At 68.9% G+C, this 17,251-nt stretch carries 16 protein-coding genes; 6 read left to right on the top strand and 10 right to left on the bottom strand.

What is annotated here, in order from left to right:
* Positions 1-106 precede the first annotated feature (106 nt).
* The 3 genes from ACRC20_RS05735 (at position 107) to ACRC20_RS05745 (ending at position 6,018) form a co-directional block, all read left to right on the top strand.
* Positions 107-3,190, top strand: a complete 3,084-nt coding sequence (locus ACRC20_RS05735; RefSeq protein ID WP_438685387.1) for a heterodisulfide reductase-related iron-sulfur binding cluster — start codon at positions 107-109, stop codon at positions 3,188-3,190.
* Positions 3,191-3,363: 173 nt separating this feature from the next.
* Positions 3,364-4,617 carry a pyridoxal phosphate-dependent aminotransferase gene (locus tag ACRC20_RS05740; RefSeq protein ID WP_438685388.1) on the top strand — a complete coding sequence of 418 codons (1,254 nt, stop codon included), beginning with the start codon at positions 3,364-3,366 and terminating at the stop codon, positions 4,615-4,617.
* 9 nt (positions 4,618-4,626) lie between these two features.
* Positions 4,627-6,018, top strand: a complete 1,392-nt coding sequence (locus ACRC20_RS05745; protein ID WP_438685389.1) for a YibE/F family protein — start codon at positions 4,627-4,629, stop codon at positions 6,016-6,018.
* 23 nt (positions 6,019-6,041) lie between these two features.
* Here the strand turns inward: ACRC20_RS05745 and ACRC20_RS05750 are convergent, their stop codons facing one another.
* The gene (locus tag ACRC20_RS05750; RefSeq protein ID WP_438685390.1) at positions 6,042-6,296 is read right to left on the bottom strand and encodes a hypothetical protein; all 255 of its coding nucleotides are present in this window, start codon (positions 6,294-6,296) and stop codon (positions 6,042-6,044) included.
* A 95-nt stretch (positions 6,297-6,391) separates the two neighbouring features.
* Here ACRC20_RS05750 and ACRC20_RS05755 point away from each other — a divergent pair, with 95 nt between their 5' ends.
* Complete coding sequence (locus ACRC20_RS05755; RefSeq protein WP_438685391.1) at positions 6,392-6,820, top strand: heavy metal-responsive transcriptional regulator; 429 nt, start codon at positions 6,392-6,394, stop codon at positions 6,818-6,820.
* A gap of 34 nt (positions 6,821-6,854) precedes the next feature.
* Here the strand turns inward: ACRC20_RS05755 and ACRC20_RS05760 are convergent, their stop codons facing one another.
* Positions 6,855-8,189: a UDP-glucose dehydrogenase family protein gene (locus ACRC20_RS05760; protein WP_438685392.1), complete on the bottom strand. Its 1,335-nt coding sequence runs from the start codon at positions 8,187-8,189 to the stop codon at positions 6,855-6,857.
* A gap of 281 nt (positions 8,190-8,470) precedes the next feature.
* On the opposite strand from ACRC20_RS05760, the gene ACRC20_RS05765 reads away from it, so the two are divergent.
* Positions 8,471-8,941, top strand: a complete 471-nt coding sequence (locus ACRC20_RS05765) for a hypothetical protein (protein ID WP_438685393.1) — start codon at positions 8,471-8,473, stop codon at positions 8,939-8,941.
* Between the two features lie 100 nt (positions 8,942-9,041).
* Here ACRC20_RS05765 and ACRC20_RS05770 read toward each other — a convergent pair whose 3' ends face one another.
* From ACRC20_RS05770 to ACRC20_RS05790, 5 genes are all read right to left on the bottom strand, one after another.
* Positions 9,042-9,317: a hypothetical protein gene (locus ACRC20_RS05770; protein ID WP_438685394.1), complete on the bottom strand. Its 276-nt coding sequence runs from the start codon at positions 9,315-9,317 to the stop codon at positions 9,042-9,044.
* 147 nt (positions 9,318-9,464) lie between these two features.
* Entirely contained in the window at positions 9,465-9,956 is a 492-nt protein-coding gene (locus tag ACRC20_RS05775; protein ID WP_438685395.1) for a nuclear transport factor 2 family protein, read from the bottom strand.
* Positions 9,957-10,014: 58 nt separating this feature from the next.
* Positions 10,015-10,623, bottom strand: coding sequence for a TetR/AcrR family transcriptional regulator (locus tag ACRC20_RS05780; protein WP_438685396.1), 609 nt, complete (start codon positions 10,621-10,623; stop codon positions 10,015-10,017).
* A gap of 105 nt (positions 10,624-10,728) precedes the next feature.
* Positions 10,729-12,369 carry an FAD-dependent oxidoreductase gene (locus tag ACRC20_RS05785; RefSeq protein WP_438685397.1) on the bottom strand — a complete coding sequence of 547 codons (1,641 nt, stop codon included), beginning with the start codon at positions 12,367-12,369 and terminating at the stop codon, positions 10,729-10,731.
* Positions 12,370-12,385: 16 nt separating this feature from the next.
* Positions 12,386-13,408, bottom strand: a complete 1,023-nt coding sequence (locus tag ACRC20_RS05790; RefSeq protein WP_438685398.1) for an AurF N-oxygenase family protein — start codon at positions 13,406-13,408, stop codon at positions 12,386-12,388.
* Between the two features lie 101 nt (positions 13,409-13,509).
* On the opposite strand from ACRC20_RS05790, the gene ACRC20_RS05795 reads away from it, so the two are divergent.
* On the top strand, positions 13,510-14,088 hold the full coding sequence (locus ACRC20_RS05795; protein WP_438685399.1) for a hypothetical protein: 579 nt from the start codon (positions 13,510-13,512) through the stop codon (positions 14,086-14,088).
* A 157-nt stretch (positions 14,089-14,245) separates the two neighbouring features.
* On the opposite strand, the gene ACRC20_RS05800 is transcribed toward ACRC20_RS05795, so the two are convergent.
* From ACRC20_RS05800 to ACRC20_RS05810, 3 genes are all read right to left on the bottom strand, one after another.
* Entirely contained in the window at positions 14,246-14,932 is a 687-nt protein-coding gene (locus ACRC20_RS05800; RefSeq protein ID WP_438685400.1) for a S1 family peptidase, read from the bottom strand.
* A gap of 140 nt (positions 14,933-15,072) precedes the next feature.
* Positions 15,073-15,639, bottom strand: a complete 567-nt coding sequence (gene dcd / locus ACRC20_RS05805; RefSeq protein ID WP_438685401.1) for a dCTP deaminase — start codon at positions 15,637-15,639, stop codon at positions 15,073-15,075.
* 9 nt (positions 15,640-15,648) lie between these two features.
* A complete protein-coding gene (locus tag ACRC20_RS05810; RefSeq protein WP_438685402.1) occupies positions 15,649-17,226 on the bottom strand; it encodes an alpha/beta fold hydrolase in 1,578 nt (525 codons plus the stop codon).
* Positions 17,227-17,251: the final 25 nt, after the last annotated feature.

The raw sequence follows: 17,251 nt of genomic DNA on the forward strand, positions 1-17,251 counted from the left end.
CAAGCAGAGTTCAATAAGTTACTGGCGAGTAACTTACCCGTGAGTAACATGTAGCAGACCGAGCAGCCCGCAACCGGCCGCCGCAACGTGAGGAGAGCGCCCCGCCGTGAACGCCACTACCATCGCCATCGGGATCGTCGGCTGGTTGATCTGCCTGGTCTGTTGGGGCATGTTCTTCTCGGGCGTTTGGCGCCAGGTGCGCATCATTCGACTCGGCCAACCCGACAACACCCGGCTCCGCCCGGTCCTCCCTCGGCTGAAGACTCTCATCGTCGAATTCCTCGCGCACACCCGCATGGTGCAGTTCCGCTCGGTCGGTTGGGCGCACTGGCTGGTGATGATCGGCTTCCTCGGAGGCATGTTCGTGTACTTGGAGTCCTACGGGCGGGCCATCGACCCCGAGTTCCACTGGCCCGTCGTCGGCGAGCTGCCGGTGTGGCATCTGTGGGAGGAGTTCCTCGGGGTCGGCACCATCATCGGCATCGTCGCCCTGATCGTCATTCGCCAGCTCAACCACCCCCGCCGGGCCGAACGCCTGTCCCGTTTCGCGGGCTCGAACTTCTTCGCCGCCTACCTGATCGAGCTGATCGTGCTCACCGAGGGCACGGCCATGGTGCTGGTCAAGGCCATGAAGATCGCGACCTTCCACGAGACCAGCCCGTGGACCGACCCGGTCACCGGGCTGCTGGCCACGCTCTTTCCGGCGAGCACGCTCATGGTCTCGGTGTTCTCGTTCTTCGAGATGCTCTCCGGCGGGGTCTTCCTCTTCGTCGTCGGCCGCAAGCTGAACTGGGGCGTGGCCTGGCACCGCTTCTCCGCCTTCTTCAACATCTACTTCAAACGCGAGGCCGACGGCGGCGTCGCGCTCGGCGCAGCCAAGCCCATGATGTCCGGCGGCAAGGTCCTGAACCTGGAAGAGGCCGACCCCGACGAGGACAGCTTCGGCGTCGGGAAGATCGAGGACTTCACCTGGAAGAACCTGCTGGACTTCACCACCTGCACCGAGTGCGGCCGCTGCCAGTCCCAGTGCCCGGCCTGGAACACCGGCAAGCCGCTCTCCCCCAAGCTGCTCATCACCTCGCTTCGCGACCACGCGTACGCCAAGGCCCCGTACCTCTTGAACGGCGAGACAGCCGGGGCGACCGCCCTGGCCGAGGCCGAGCGCCCGATCATCGGCGGCATCGGCGAAGACGGCAAGCTGGGCGGCGTCATCGACCCCGAGGTGCTGTGGAGCTGCACCACCTGCGGCGCCTGCGTCGAGCAGTGCCCGGTGGACATCGAGCACGTCGACCACATCATCGACCTGCGCCGCCACCAGGTGCTCATCGAGACGGAGTTCCCGCACGAGCTCTCCACGCTGTTCAAGAACCTTGAGAACAAGGGCAACCCGTGGGGCCAGAACTCCTCGGCCCGCACCGGCTGGATCGGCGAGGTCGACTTCCCGGTCCCGGTGTTCGGCGAGGACGCCGAGTCCTTCGACGGCTACGAGTACCTGTTCTGGGTGGGCTGTGCGGGCGCCTACGAGGACCGCGCCAAGAAGACCACCAAAGCGGTCGCCGAGCTCCTCTACTCCGCCGAGGTCGAGTTCCTCGTCCTCGGCGCCGAGGAGACCTGCACCGGCGACTCTGCCCGGCGTTCCGGCAACGAAATGCTCTTCCAGGCCCTCGCGCAGCAGAACATCGCGACCATCGACGCGGTCTTCGAGGGCGTCGAGCCCGGCCGCCGCAAGATCGTCGTGACCTGCGCGCACTGCTTCAACGCGCTCAAGAACGAGTACCCCGAGCTCGGCGGGGCCTACGAGGTGGTCCACCACACCCAGCTGCTCAACAAGCTGGTCCGGGAGAAGAAGCTCGTCCCCGTCGCCCCGGTCGAGGGCAACAACTCGCTCACCTACCACGACCCCTGCTACCTCGGCAGGCACAACAAGGTCTACGAGGCTCCGCGCGAGCTCATCGAGGCGGCAGGCGCGAAACTCACCGAAATGCCCCGGCACGGGCAGCGCTCCATGTGCTGCGGCGCGGGCGGAGCCCGGATGTGGATGGAGGAGACGCTCGGCAAGCGGATCAACATCGACCGCGTCGACGAGGCGATCGCCACGAACGCGCAGACCATCGCGAGCGGCTGCCCCTTCTGCCGCGTGATGCTCACCGACGGCGTGACCGCGAAGCAGCAGGACGGGATCGGCGAGAACGTCCAGGTCGTCGATGTCGCGCAGCTCCTCTTGGAGTCCGTGCGCCGAGGCGGCCCGCTTGTTGTCCGCGAGGAGAAGAAGGCCGCCCAGACGGCCTCGGCTCCCGCTGTGGAGAAGCCCGCGCCGTCCGAGGAGCCCGCAGCACAAGCGGCCCCCGCCGCCGAGGCCCCGAAGACGGACGCGCCGCAAGCCGCGAAGCCCTCGGTCGGCCTCGGCATCGCCGGGCCCGCCAGACGGCCCGGAGCCAAGCAACCCGCTCCCGCCGCCCCTGCGGAAACCGCCCCCGAGCCCGCCGGGCAGGAGACGTCGGCCGCCGCGAAGCCCTCGGTCGGCCTCGGCATCGCCGGGCCAGCCAAGCGCCCCGGAGCCAAAAAACCTGTCGCAGCACCGGCGCCGAGCGAGCAGCCTGCGGAAGCCGCCGCCCCTGCGGAGCCCAAAGCGGAGGCTCCCGCCGCGAAACCTGCGGTCGGACTCGGCATCGCCGGGCCAGCCAGGCGGCCCGGAGCCAAGAAGCCCGCTCCCGCCGCCCCTGCGGAGGCCGCAACGCCGGAGCCAGCAGCAGCGCCTGCCGAAGAGCCGAAAGCCGCTCCCGCTGAGCCTGTTGCCGCAGAGCCCGTTGCCGCTGAGCCGAAACAGGATTCCTCGGCGAATGCCAAGCCGACCGTCGGCCTCGGCATCGCCGGGCTCGCCAAGCGCCCCGGAGCCAAGAAGCCCGCTCCCGCCGCCCCTGCGGAGGCCGAAGCACCCGCGCAGCCTGCGCCGCAGGCCGAGGAGCCTGCCCCGTCGGAGCCCCCGGCCGCCGAAGCAGAGCGGCAGGAAGCCGCCGAGCACGTCCCCGACCAGCCTGTTCCGGCCGAGCCGGAGCAAACGGCAGAGCCCGAGCCTGCGCAGGCTCCCGCGCCCGCCGCAGAGCAGCCCGCGCCCGACACCGCGAGCACGGCCAAGCCTGCTGTCGGCCTCGGCATCGCGCCCGGGGCGAAACGGCCAGGAAGGCGCTGAGAACGCGACAGATCGGAGGCCACGGCGGCACGCCCGCCGTGGCCTCCGATCTGTTTTCCCGGACTGGCCGGACCCCGCCAAGGCTAATTCTGCGCCGGGCTAGTTTTGGACAACTGGCCTGATTCTTCCGCCGGTATTGCCGTCCGCAGGCCCTGGTCTGGCACACTTGACGGATGAGCAGTCCCCAGCACACCCCCATCAATCCGGACTTGCGCACGCTCGACCAGTCGCACAAACTGCAGAACGTCGCGTACGAGATTCGTGGCCCGGTGCACGCGGCGGCGACGCGCATGGAGGCCGAAGGCCACCGCATCCTCAAGCTCAACATCGGCAACCCGCCCGTCTTCGACCTCCAAACCCCCGACGTGATCCTGCGCGACGTGATCGCCGCGCTCTCCCACGCGCAGGGGTACACCGAGGCCAAGGGCATCCTCTCGGCCCGGCGGGCCATCGTCACCCGCTACGAGCTGGTCCCCGGCTTCCCCTACCTCGACGTGGACGACGTCTTTCTGGGCAACGGCGTCTCCGAGCTCATCACGATGACGCTGCAGGCGCTGTTGAACAACGGGGACGAGGTGCTCATCCCGACCCCGGACTACCCGCTGTGGACGGCCTCGACCGCGCTCGCCGGCGGCACCCCCGTGCACTACCTCTGCGACGAGACGGAGGACTGGAACCCCAGCCTCGACGACATCGAGGCCAAGATCACGCCGAACACCAAGGCCATCGTGGTCATCAACCCGAACAACCCCACCGGCGCGGTGTACTCCACCAAGGTGCTCGACGGCATCGTGGCGCTCGCCCGGAAGCACTCGCTGCTCATCCTCGCCGACGAGATCTACGACCAGATCCTCTTCGACGACGCGCAGCACGTCTCCATCGCCTCCCGCGCGCACGACCTCTTCTGCATCACCTACAACGGCCTGTCGAAGACCTACCGCGCCCCCGGTTTCCGCTCCGGGTGGATGGTGCTCACCGGGCCGAAGGACCACGCGAAAGGCTTCATCGAAGGCCTTGAGACCCTCGCGGCGACCCGGCTGTGCCCGAACGCGCCCGCGCAGTACGGCATCCAGGTGGCCGTCGGCGGGTACCAGAGCATCCGCGACCTCGTCCGCCCCGGCGGGCGGCTGCGCGAGCAACGCGACGCCGTCGTCGAAGAGCTCGTGAAAATCCCCGGGGTCTCCTGCGTGGTCCCCAAAGGCGCGATGTACGTCTTCCCGCGCCTGGACCCCGAGGTGCACGAGATCCACAACGACGAGCAGCTCGCGCTCGACCTGCTGCTGCAGGAGAAGATCCTGATCGTGCAGGGCACCGGGTTCAACTGGCCCCACCACGACCATCTGCGGATCGTCACCTTGGCGCCCGAGCGCGACCTGCGCAAAGCCATCGAGCGGTTCGGCAACTTCCTCGCGAGCTACCGGCAGTAGCCTCGCCGCATGGGACGTCACGCACACGGGCCAGCCCCTCGACCAGACCAGCCCGACACGCCCGCCGGGCATGAGCACAGCCACCACGGGCACGGCCATTCGACCGGCCCCGTCTCGCTCCCCCGCTCACGGGCCACCTCGGCCGTGCTCGCGGCGCTCGCCGTCGCCGTGCTCGCCGTGTTCGCGACGCTGGCCCTGACCTGGCCGCAGAGCCGACACCATGACATCCCGCTCCAGTACCGGACGGACCAGGACCAAGACGGGCACGGGCACGCCGCGCGCACCGAGTCCGCCTCGATCCGCGCCGTCGTCCTCGCCGATTGCGCCAACCCGCTCGTCAGCGGAGTGCTCCGCGACCCGCCGCAAGTGGAGTTCCGCCCGGACGGCATGTGTTTCGACGCGACGGCCGTCCTCGGCTCCGGCCCCGACGCGGGCCGCTACGTGCTCCTGGAAATACCGACGAACCGGGTGACCGCCGGGCTCGCCAAGGACTCCGGCAGCCAGGACACCGGTGTCGTCCGGCCCGGCCCCGGCCAGCCACGGCTCGAGGCGGGCGACCAGATCCGGGTCATCGCGCACACCGGGCCAGAAGGGCGCTCGTACAACTTCGACGACTTCCAGCGCCGCGCCCCGATGCTGCTCTGGGCCGCCGTCTTCGCCGCCGTCGTGGTGGCGGTCGCGGGCTGGCGCGGGCTGCGCGCGCTCTTCGGGCTGGCCGTCGCCTTCGCCGTGCTCGTGCTCTACACCCTGCCTTCCCTGCTGAACGGGGCCTCCGCGACGCTCGTCGCCGTCGTCTCCGCCATCGCCATCCTCGCGCTCGTGCTGCCCATCGCGCACGGCGCGAACTGGCGCACGGCCTCGGCGCTGCTCGGCACCATGGTCGCGCTCGGGATCACCGCGCTCGCGGGCTGGCTCGTCATCGACTCCACCCGCGCCAGCGGGCTCTCCGCGGAGGGCAACAACGACCTGCAGGTCTATCTCGGCGACGTGTCCATGCCCGGCGTGCTGCTCGCAGGCTTCATCATCGGCTCCCTCGGCGTGCTCAACGACGTCACGATCACCCAAGCCTCGGCTGTCTTCGAGCTCGCCGACGCGGGCATCCCGCGCAGGCGCGTCTTCGGGGCGGCCATGCGCGTCGGGCGGGACCACATCGCCAGCACCGTCTACACGCTGCTCTTCGCCTACGCGGGCGGGGCGCTGCCGTTGTTCCTCCTGCTCTCGGTCTCCGGCAGGCCGCTCGGCGACCTGCTGACCAGCGACGCGGTGGCGACGGAATTCGCGAGGTCGGCGGTCGGCGGCATCGGGCTCGCGCTGTCGGTCCCCCTGACCACCGCCGTGGCGGTGGCGCTGCTCCCCAAAAAACAGGCCCGGCGCCCGGAGCCAGAGCCGAGAGCGGCATAGGCGCCGCCCTCGGCCCTGGCGCGCTACTGTCCCTCGATCTCTGGTGTGGCGGCCTCCGGCGCGGGGCTTGCGGCCTGCGGCGTGGGGCAGCAGTCGCAATCCTTCATCGTGTCCGCCTTCGCGGGGGATGCCGCCGGGGCGACTGCGGCCACGGGAGCGGGTTCCGCAGAGGCGGCAGACACCGCGCCGAGCACCGGGAGTCCGACGACGGCCCCCAAAATCGACCAACCGGCGGCGCGCCGAGCCCTTTTGCCGCGCGAATAGCTCTCTGCCTGCATGTTCATGCTCCTTCACTGTTTGTTTCAGCCCGTGTCGATCACGCGCTGCCCCCAGTATCAACGTTCCAGTACTATGGAAGGTCAAGGAGGAAACAGTGAAGATCGGCGAAATCGCCGCCGCTGGCGGGGTCACGGCGAAGACCATCCGCTTTTACGAGCAGATCGGCGTGCTGCCAGAGCCCGGCCGAGCCCGGAACGGCTACCGCGACTACAGTTCCGAGACCGTCAAGCAGATCGAGTTCATCCGCCTCGCCCAAAGCGCCGGATTGTCCCTGCACGAGATACGCGACGTGTTCGCCATCCGCTCGGCCGGGGCGGCGCCGTGCGGCCATGTCCAGGATATGCTCGCCGCGCGCCTCGGCCAGGTCCACGCCAAAATGGCGGAGCTCTCCGTCTTGGCAGAGCGCCTCGCGGCCCTCCTCGACAACGCCAAACGCGCCAAACCCGCCGACACGGGCACAACCGTCTGCTGGATCATCGAGGGCTGCTCCGGGCAGAGCGCCACGGATTCCCGAGGGCAGTGACCGATCCGGCCGAGAGCCCTCGCCGTTGGCGCGGCTACCGGGCGGAGAAGCTCGATCCCAGCGCCTGGTAGGCCCAGCCCGCGGAACGCCATTTCGCGGCGTCGAGGCAGCGCCTGCCGTCCACGACCCGCCGCGCGCGCACATGGCCCGCGACCTGCGCGGGATCGAGGTCGACGAACTCGGGCCACTCGGTGAGCACGAGCACCGCGTCCGCCTTGTAGCAGGCGTCGACGACCGAGGTCGCGTAGCCGAGGGTCGGGAAGACCCGCTTCGAGTTCTCCACGGCCTTCGGGTCGTACACGGTGACGTTCGCGCCGCGCAGCTGCAGCATGCCCGCCACATTGAGCGCCGGGGAGTCCCGCACGTCGTCGGACTGCGGCTTGAACGCGGCCCCGAGCACCGCGAGGTTCGCGCCGAGCACCGAGCCGCCGCACGTCTCGGTGACCAGGTCCACCATCTTCGAGCGCTGGCGCATGTTGATGCTGTCCACCTCGCGCAAGAACGTGAGGGTCCGGTCGGCCCCGAGCTCGCCCGCCGCCGCCATGAACGCCCGGATGTCCTTCGGCAGGCATCCGCCGCCGAAGCCGAGGCCCGCGTTGAGGAACTGCCTGCCGATCCGCTTGTCGTGCCCGATCGCGTCGGCGAGCGTGGTGACGTCCGCGCCTGCGGCGGCGCACACCTCGCCCACCGCGTTGATGAAGGAGATCTTTGTCGCGAGGAACGCGTTCGCCGACACCTTCACGAGCTCGGCGGTGGCCCAGTCGGTGATGATCACCGGGACGCCCTCGTCGAGGGGCGTCGCGTACATCTCGCGCGTCAGCCGCTCCACGAGCGCCGGGGCGTCCGGCGCGAGGCCGAGGACGATCCGGTCCGGGTGCAGCGTGTCCGACACCGCGTGGCCCTCGCGCAGGAACTCCGGGTTCCACCCCACATGCACCTCGACCCCGGCAGGGACGAGCGCGCGGGCACGGGCCTGCAGCTGCGCCGACGTGCCGACCGGGACGGTGGATTTGCCGAGGATCAGCGTCTCGCGCCGCAACAGCGGGGCGAGGGAGTCGATGACGGCGTGCACATGGGCGAGATCGGCGGCGTACTCGCCCTTCTTCTGGGGCGTGCCCACTCCGAGGAAATGCACGTCGGCGAACTCTGCCGCCTCTTCGTAGGAGGTGGTGAACCGCAGCCGCCCGTTGGCCAGGTTCTCCCTCAGGACCTCGTCCAGCCCGGGCTCGTAGAACGGGACCTCGCCCGCAGCGAGCTTCGCGATCTTCGACGGGTCCACATCGACGCCGAGGACTTCATGTCCCAAGGCCGCCATGCAGGCCGCGTGGGTCGCTCCCAGATAACCGGTGCCGAACACAGCGCATCGCACGCTGTTATTGCAGCGCAGCGCCATGAGCAGAAGGCGACGGGAAACGGACGCGGGCCCCAACGAGAAGTGACAGTCTGGTGTTTGCCCCTCGGAAAAGCGCAGACCGGGGCGGCAGCGCGGGCGGGCCGCGGCGCGGCGATGACGAAAGTCCCGAGCAGATGGAGCCTTTGGCGCCTACAACGGAGCCTGTGGAACGGGTTGGATGGAGTGTGGGATCGAACGATCCCGGCGACGGCACGACGTCCGTGGCCAGACTTCATCCGCCGAACGGAGGCATTGCGATGAACACGCAACAACAGCCCGAGGCCACCACTCGCCTCTTCGCCCGTGTGCTCGGCCCTTACCTGGTCCTCGCCAGCGCCACGGCCCTGGCACGAGGCAAGGAGATCCGCGCGGCGGTCGCTCGTTCCACCGGGAACGAGATGTGGGCGTGGGCGATCGGGGCCTTCGTCCTCCTGCTCGGGATCGTGGTCGTCGCCCTGCACCCCTATTGGCGGGGAGCGGCGGCCGTCGCCGTCTCGCTCCTCGGCTGGGCGACCGCGCTGAAAGGGTTGTCCCTCATGGCCTTTCCCTCGGCATACCTGTCGTGGGCGGGCGCCGTGGCGGGCGGTCCGTTCTGGCTGGCCTCCCTCGTCGTCATGGGACTGGTGGGATTGTGGCTCGCATACGTGGGCTGGGCCCCGCACAAGGCCGACCAGGGCCACGAGGCCGCGCCGACGCAAAAACCGTCCCACATCTCCCGCGCCGCGTGACCGGTCGCCGTCGCCACGACGGCTTCGTCATCGGGCGAGCAGGCCCGAGAAAGCGCTATGGCCCCCAGCAAGCGCTGGGGGCCATAGCGGGACGAGACGGTTAGTCCTGCTCTTTCGGGCCGGGAATCGCCGCTTGCGGGCCCAGGCCGCCCGCGTCCTTCTCCGCGTCGATGAGGGCGCCCGTGCCCTTGTTCGGCCCTTCGTCTTGGACCGGGTCCGGGATGTCGTCTTCATCGGTATCCGAGTTGTGCCCGTGGCTGTCGCCGCCGTCCGCGAGCGTCGACATCGGGTGGGACCCGATCGCGCCAGCCGTGAAAACGCCGACCGTGAAAGCGCCCAGCCCAAGGACTGCGAGCGCCGCGACAAGACTCTTCAAATCGAACTCCAAACTCACTCTGTGGCCACGCATGAGAAGCAATCAGCCTTCGCGGACTCGTCGGACGACAGCCGCCCCCACATGGTAGCGCGCGAGCGCGCGCGCAGCCAGTCCCTAGTTATCCGCCAGTTATACGCCTGCCTGGCGTTATACCATCGGATGGCCGCTGGCGGCTTCCGCCGGGACGGGCTGCTGCACGTCCCAATGCTCGACGATCTTCCCGTCCGCCACGCGGAAGATATCGGCCACGGCGGTCGCGGGCCCCTCCTTCGGCTCGTACAACGCGTGCACCACGACCACATCGCCTTCGGCGATCACACGCTTGACCGTGACAACCAGGCCGGGCGTGCTCGCGAAATACCCGCCGATGGCTTCGACGAACGCCCGCTTGCCGTCGGCCACCTCGGGATTGTGCTGGGTGTACGGGTCGCCGATGTACTGGTCCGCTGCCTGCGCCACATTGCCGCGGACGAACGCGAGCTCGTAGAAATCCGTGACGAGCCTCTTGTTCGCGACCTGCGCGTCGTCCGTGCTCGCGGCAGGCGCTGGCGCGCTGCGGGACGAGCATCCGGACGAGAGCAGCCCGAGGACGCAGAAGGCGAGGCCCGCGCGGAATGCCGGGCTGTGCGATGTGGCCATCTCGCCATCCTAACGGGCGAGCAGCCGGGAGCGCGTGTCTCCGGCGGCAGGCCCGCCGTCAGTCCACAAGCGCGTTGAGGATCCGCTCGCCGCGCTCGGCCATCTGCTGCGCGGTCTGGTCGGGGTTGCGCAGCCACCAGTTGACCATGGAGGTGACGGTGTTGGTCCAGATGTAGGTGAGCGCGGAGAGGTCCCGTGGGTCCGGCAGCTTGTGGGCGAACGAGTCCGCCACCCCCACGGCTCCTTGTTGGGTGAGCTGCCGCCGGTAACGCCGGGCCGTCTCCTCCGCGACGCTGCCCGCAGGCAGGCTGTTGTCGTACAGGACTTTCCAGTCATGCGGCCTCGGCTCGAGCGCGACGAACACCGAGTGCAGGACGTCCGAGGCGAAGTGCGTCACGGACTCGCCGCGCCTGGCGAGCGCTTGCGCGACGCGGCCGACCAGCTCGTCCCCCGCGCGGGAGACGCAGGCGCAGTAGAGGCCCTCTTTCGTGTCGAAGTACGCGTGGATCAAGGACTTCGAGACCCCGGCCCGAGCAGCGACGGCCTCCACGCTGGTCGCGGCGTACCCGCACAAACTGAACTCCAGCACGGCCGCGTCAAGAAGGGCCGCTTCCCGCTCCGCCCGAGGCACTCCTTTGGTGCCCGTCCGCTTCGTCTTCGCGTTCATGTTCGAGGCAGTCTATCAGCCATGCGGCGGTCCGAGGACCCGCTCGCGGCGGTGCTCTGCGACAAACACACAGGTCTCACGCCGGAAACAGGCGGCAGCGGACTGTCACGCCCGCTTTGCCGCCGCAGCCGCCGCGAGCATCGCAGGCACCGCTGTGAACTTGTCCCGGACCTTGTTCTTCTCCCGGCCTCTGGCGACCTCTGCCGCATCGACGGCGAGCCATCCCCGCCGGTCCACGAGGCCGGGACTGCGAATGCGCATGAACTGCTCGAACTGTTCCGGCGTGGACTCAGGGGCGGGCAAGAGGCCTCGGTTGTAGTCATCGACGAGCGCACGCGCCGTCTCTTGCGAACAGCTCTTGTTCGTGCCGATGAACCCTTTGGGCCCGCGTTTGATCCATCCCGCCACATACGCGCCCGCGCGAGGGCTTCCGGCTCCGGGCTCCACGACCCTGCCGTTCTCGTTCGGCACGGTCGCGGAGGTTTTGTCGAACGGCAGGTCGCGGACGGGCACGGCCCGATACCCGATCGAAGAGAGCACCAGTCCGGCGGGAATCACTGTTGTGCCTGCCTGCCCCGCGACTGCGAACTTCATTCCTTCGACCCGGTCCTTGCCGAGCACTTCGCGGGGGCTGAGCCGGTAGCGGAGCCGGACGAAGCGGCCTGCCGGAGGGGAAGCGGCCGGGAGTCCGGACAACAACGTCAGCTTGTCCCTGGCGACGGGGTCGCTCGTGTCCGCGAGGTCTTGCCGGACCATTTCTTGCGACTGCGGGTCGAGCACGACCTCGACAGCAGATGTCAGGCCGATCAGCTCGGGCAGGGTGAACGCCGACTGAGCGGGTCCGCGCCGACCCGCGACAACGACCTCGCGCACCTCGCTGGCGCGCAAGGCCGCCAACGCGTGCTCAGCTATATCGGTCTCGGCGAGCGCTTCTGGATCGAGCGCGAGGAGACGGGCGACGTCGAGGGCGACGTTGCCGTTGCCGACGACCACCGCCCGCCCGTGGCCGAGATCCACCGGCAGGCTGGAGCGGTCCGGGTGCGCGTTGGCCCAGGAGACGAACTCCGTGGCCGTGAGGCTGCCCGGCAGACCGACGCCGGGAATGTCGAGACGGCGGTCCGCCGACGCCCCGACGGCGTAGATCACCGCGTGGTGGTGCCGCATCAGCTCGGCGTGGGTCACCTGCGAGCCGACTTCCACGTTCAAGTAGAAGTTGAAGCCCTCCTGCGCGGAGATCTCGTCGAAGAGCCTGACGACGCCTTTGGTCTTCTGATGGTCCGGAGCGACCCCGGCGCGCACAAGGCCGTACGGCGTCGGCAGACGGTCGAACACGTTCACCTCCACGCCCGCCTGGGTGAGCAGTTCGTCGGCCGCGTACATGGCGGCGGGGCCGGACCCCACGACGGCGACCCGCAACGGCGCGCCTCGCCCCATCACCTTCGGGGCCGCCTGCATGCGCGCGAGCAACGGGGCGCGCCACTTCCTCGGCTCCTCCCCCGAGTAGTAGGAGGCGTTGAGTTCGAGGAACACCTGCTGCGTGGGGCCGAGCTTGCTGTCGGGGACGATGGCTTCGGCCGGGCACGCGTCCACGCAAGCACCGCAATCGACGCAGGATTCCGGGTCGATGCGGAGCATCTCCGCGGTGAGGAAGTCCGGCTCGTCGGGCGTGGGGTGGATGCAGTTGACCGGACACGCGTAGACGCACGAGGCGTCGCTGCAGCATGACTGGGTGATCACATGGGGCATGGCGCGACAGCTCTTCTCAGCCCGCGTGGGCGGGACTCGCCGCCAGGTGCCGCCGGTGCGGCTCGCTGCGGAAACGCGCGGGCCTGCCGTCGATGCCGAAGAGCTTCCACAACGTCTTCGCCACCGGATTCATGATGCCCATCTTGTGCGCCAGCGCCCTCGCGTCGGCGAACATGTCTTGTTTGATGGCGCTTGACCGCTCGTCGCGCCAGAAGATGTCCTTGCGGACCGACGCGGGGACGTCGAATTTCTTCCAGAAGGCGCGGCCCGGCACGACGTTGATGCTCGCGACGAACCACATCAGGAACGGGTAGGCCAGCGACAAGCCGAAACGCGCTCCTCGGCCCATATGGCCCGAGGAGCGCCTCAAGTACTCGTGGGCGAAGGAGATGTGCCGGGCCTCCTCCGCGACGTGGATCGCCATCACGTGCTCCAAGATCGGATGGACCGCCACCCCCTCGCGGAGGACAGCCTTCTGCGCGAAATCGATCGGCTCCTCCCCCGCGAGCACCGCCGCGAAGAACAGCGACGGGGCGAACTGGGCCGCGAGCTGCGCGGCGGCTCCGACGAAGAACCGCAGCAGTCCGCCAACGCCTGGCACATCGGCGCCGATCCGGTTGACCATCTCCTGGAACATCAGGTTGTGGTTGCACTCCTCCAGCGCCTCGTGCGTCGAGTAGCGGTATTCGGGCGACCCGTTGGGGAGCGAGACCGCGTACTGGATGATGCCTCGGATCAGGAAGCTCTCGAACTGCATGCCGGTCTTCGCCATATTGGCCTGCCGCCACATGCCGACCTCGATCTGCCGCTCCAGCGGCAGAGCCCGGTACCAGGCCGAGCTAGCGATCGGGTCGGTGTCCGGGAGGACCCACCTCGGATCATTCGGGACCACCGCGAAGGCCGGAGAGTCCCAATCGATGTCCTTGTACGGATCGAAGCTCCGGCGCACCGACCCCGCAGACAATGTCGCGAGCGTCTCGCAGTACTGCTTGTCCGCCTCGGGGTCGTGCTTGGCCAACCATGTCGCCGTGGTGATCATGTCCGCTGCTCCTGTTCGACGCTTCCGCAGAACCCGATCAGGTCCCGAGCATCACGGTAATCTAAATTGACGTAGGCGTCAATTCATACTAGCGTGGGCGCATGCACACTCGCGCCAAGTTCTTCGGCGGAGCAGTCGCCGCTCTCACGCTGCTGTTTTTCCTCGGCGACCACTTCGCCCATGTCCGCCATGGAATCCTGCGGTACCACTGGCAGCCCCAGCTCGACGGGCAGTCGTACTGGGTGTATCTGGTCTTCTTCGCCGCCTCGCTCCTGATCGTTTCCGCCGCATGGCTGTTCCCGGTGCCGTCGGTCCCCGCGCGGCCGCCCTGGCGCACGCTCATCACGGACTACGCGGTCGTGGCCGCCGGCTACACGGCCTCGGGCTTCTTCGGCAACTCGCACCCCCGTGCGTTCTTCTGGGCCGTCACGGCCTTGTGGCTCGTCCGCGTGCTCGCGACACGCGACGACCGCCTGCCGGTCGTCGCCGCCTCCGTCCTGCTCGGCGCGCTCGGCTCCTTGGGCGAAGGGCTCTTCTCCCAGCTCGGCCTGTTCGACTACGCGCACCAAGACGTCGTCCGCGTGCCTCTGTGGCTCGGAGCCCTCTACCTGCATGGCGGCTTCGCCGTTGTCGACGTGAGCCGCGTGCGCCGCGCCCTCGGCCAGGAAGCCGGCACCTGAGTCGTTCAGCGATCACCCCGCAATACCACCCAAATATCTCACTGGAGCCATAGAGCGCCCACCATGCCCGTCCATGGCATTCGGGCTGGCGCCGGGCGCCATTGCCGCGCTCCAGGCGCATGTGTCTTGCTCGCGGGGGATCTTCTCGCGCTTGCGGTCAGCTTTTGACGAGAACTCGGATTCCGTGCCCCCATTGGGGGGACTCGGAGCGGATCATCGAGAGCAGCGGCTCGATGGGGAACGCCTCGGCGTAGAGGTAGGCGCCCTGCGCGTCCTCGTCGAGGGCGATGGTGATGCCGACCAGCGTTCCGCCCGCCTCGTACCAGGGCCCGCCGCTGTCGCCTGGAAGCACCCGAATGTCGCTCACCAGGATGGAGCACTCCGGGCAGACGCCCGAGTAACTCACGTCGACCACCTTGCCGCTCGTCACCACCGTGCGAGCGCCGTACTTGTGGATCGCGTCGCCCTTCGCCGCGTTGCGCACACCCGAGAAGAACCTGTCAGAGACATACGTGTTCGAGAAGAGGGCGATCAGCGTGTACCCGTACCAGCCCCCGTTGGCCTGGTCGTCGCGCCGCGAGACCACCTTGCCGATCATCTCGCCACCACTGGTCCGAACGATCTGGTCCACGTATGCGGAGCAGTGCCCCGCCGTGACGGCAAGGGCGTCGCCCGCATCGTTCTTCGCCAAGAAGCCGAGCGTGCACAGACTGTCCCCAGTGACAATCGTCATCCCCGGCGAAAGCCCCGCCGACGCAGACGCCACAGCGGGGTCCAACACGGCCCCCGCCGACACCACCAGCGGTAAAACAGCGCCCAGCGCACGGCGCAACATCGCGTTCACGCGATCAAGGCTAGCCTGCCCATTTCTCCAGCCTCCATTCCGCCCGGAATCACCGAAGCACAGGTTCGTCGCACTGCGTGCCCACTGCCTACCGCAGATACCTCTTGAGAGACTCCCCGCAGGTCAAAGGACTCCGCTGGTCACTGCTGGAAGTTGAGGTACGACTTCGACGGGGTCGGCCCGCGTTGCCCCTGGTACTTCGAGGCGACTGTGGCGCTGCCGTACGGGTTCGCCGCAGGGCTGGTCAGGCGCAAAAGGCACAGCTGCCCGATGAGCATCCCCGGCCAGAGCGTGATCGGCAGGTTCGCCACGTTCGACAGCTCCAGCGTCAGATGCCCGGAGAAGCCGGGGTCCACAAAGCCCGCTGTCGAGTGGGTGAGCAGGCCCAGCCGCCCGAGCGACGATTTCCCTTCGAGCCTGCCCGCCAGATCGTCCGGCAGGCGCACCACTTCGAGGGTCGATCCGAGCACGAACTCGCCGGGGTGCAGCACGAACGGCTCCCCCTCGGCGGGCTCCACCGGGCTTGTGAGCTCGTCCTGGCGCTGCGCCGGGTCGATATGCGTGTACCGGGTGTTGTTGAAGACCTGGAACATCCGGTCGAGCCGGACGTCGATGCTGGACGGTTGGACCCGCTTCGAGTCGAAGGGTTCGATCGAAAGCCTGCCCGCGTCGAGCTCGGCGAGTATGTCACGGTCGGAAAGAAGCATCTCAATAGCCTAGTTGGGCGGATAAACGGTGTCCTTCGGAGGCGCCTTGAGCGAGGTCAAGAACGTCACCAGCGCTTGCGAGGCGGGCCCGGCAGAGGTGAGCCGGACCGCGTCCGAGCCGTCGTCGACGGCCGCCGAGACCGCCTTCCCGCCCAGCTGGCCCGCCACGGTTCGCGACCAGTCGTAGGGCGAGCGGACGTCGTCTTTGCCGCCGACCACGAGCACCGGCGACTGCGCCGCGCCGGTCGGCGCGGACTGCGCGGGGCCGGGGAAGCCGAGGCACAGGCCGAGCAGCCGGTTCGCGTACGGGGAGGAGCCGAAATGCGGGGACGCGGCCGCCGAGGCCTGCGCCGTCTTCTCGACGTCGCCCGGCGCGAGCCTCAGGTCGAGGTCCTCGCACAGCCGGAAGTCGACCGTCGGATGCTGGACCGGCGCGTTCGCGGCGATCTCGGCCCTCGGGGCGCCGGGGAACGGCTGGTTCGACGCGAGCGCTTTGAGGTAGCCCGCCAGCGCGGGATAGTCGGCCTTGGCGAGGATCTGCTCGATCTGCCAGTTCAGATACGGCTGGTCGAGGCGCGTGTCCGGGAAGGCCGGGTTCTTCAGGCCCGCGTCGGAGCCCGCCTTCGCCGCCAGGGAGCTGTACGCGTCCCACGCGTCTTGTTTGCCGAGCGCGCAGCTCTGCTCCCCCGCGCACCACGCCGCGAAGCGCGCGTACCCGCCCTCGAACGCCCCCGCGAGCTGGGTCGCGAAATCCGAGGCGCCGAGGTTCGCGGGGACCGGGGCGTCGAGCGCGGTCGCGCGGACATGGCTCGGATAGGACCGCAGATAGGCCTGTGCGGCGAGCGTGCCGTAGCCGTGGGCGTAGAGGCTGATCTGGTCGGAGCCGAGGGCCTGGCGGAGCTGCTCCACGTCCTGGGCGGCGGTGACCGCGTCGAAGTGGTCGACCTTGGAGATCTGGACGCACGAGTTGTACACCGCGACGCCCTTGGACCGAGCCGCCGCGAGCTGCTCGGCGGCGGTGATCGGGGCCCGCAGGACCGGCTCTGCGTCGTCGAGCACGGACTTGTCGCAGAAGGCCTGGGATTTCGCCGTGCCAGGAGAGACCGCGAACTTGCCCGCGACGCCGCGCGGATTGAAGCTCACCAGGTCGAAGCTCTTCTCCAAGCCCGCGAGCGTCGGGTCGTCCAGGATCTGGTCCACGCCGGAGGCGTCCGTCGCGGGCGGGAAGTAGACGAGCGTCCCGATCTTGTTCTGCTGGTCGGTCGCGGCGCGGCGGATGACGGCGATCTCGACGGTCGCGGGGCCGTTCTTCTGCGACGGGTCGGCGGGGGCCTTGAGCACGGCGCACTGCGCGTCGCCGGGCCGGGCCTCGGGACGAGGCTTGCTGGGATCGTATCGGCACAGCCCCCATTGCAGAGCGGCGACCTGCGAAGTCGGGGGCGGGGGCGGCGGCGCGGGCGGGGCGGACTGGCGCGGGCAGCCCGCCAAAGCCGTCACAGCCACGACTGCGCCGAGGACTCGGACGGCGGGCTTCGGGCGCGTGCGCAGCGCTTCCCACGATTGCTTCGCCAACCCGAACGCAGCCATGCACATCCTCCGCTTCCGCGCCTCG

This window comes from Segniliparus sp., assembly GCF_051660745.1.
Lineage (GTDB): Bacteria > Actinomycetota > Actinomycetes > Mycobacteriales > Mycobacteriaceae > Segniliparus.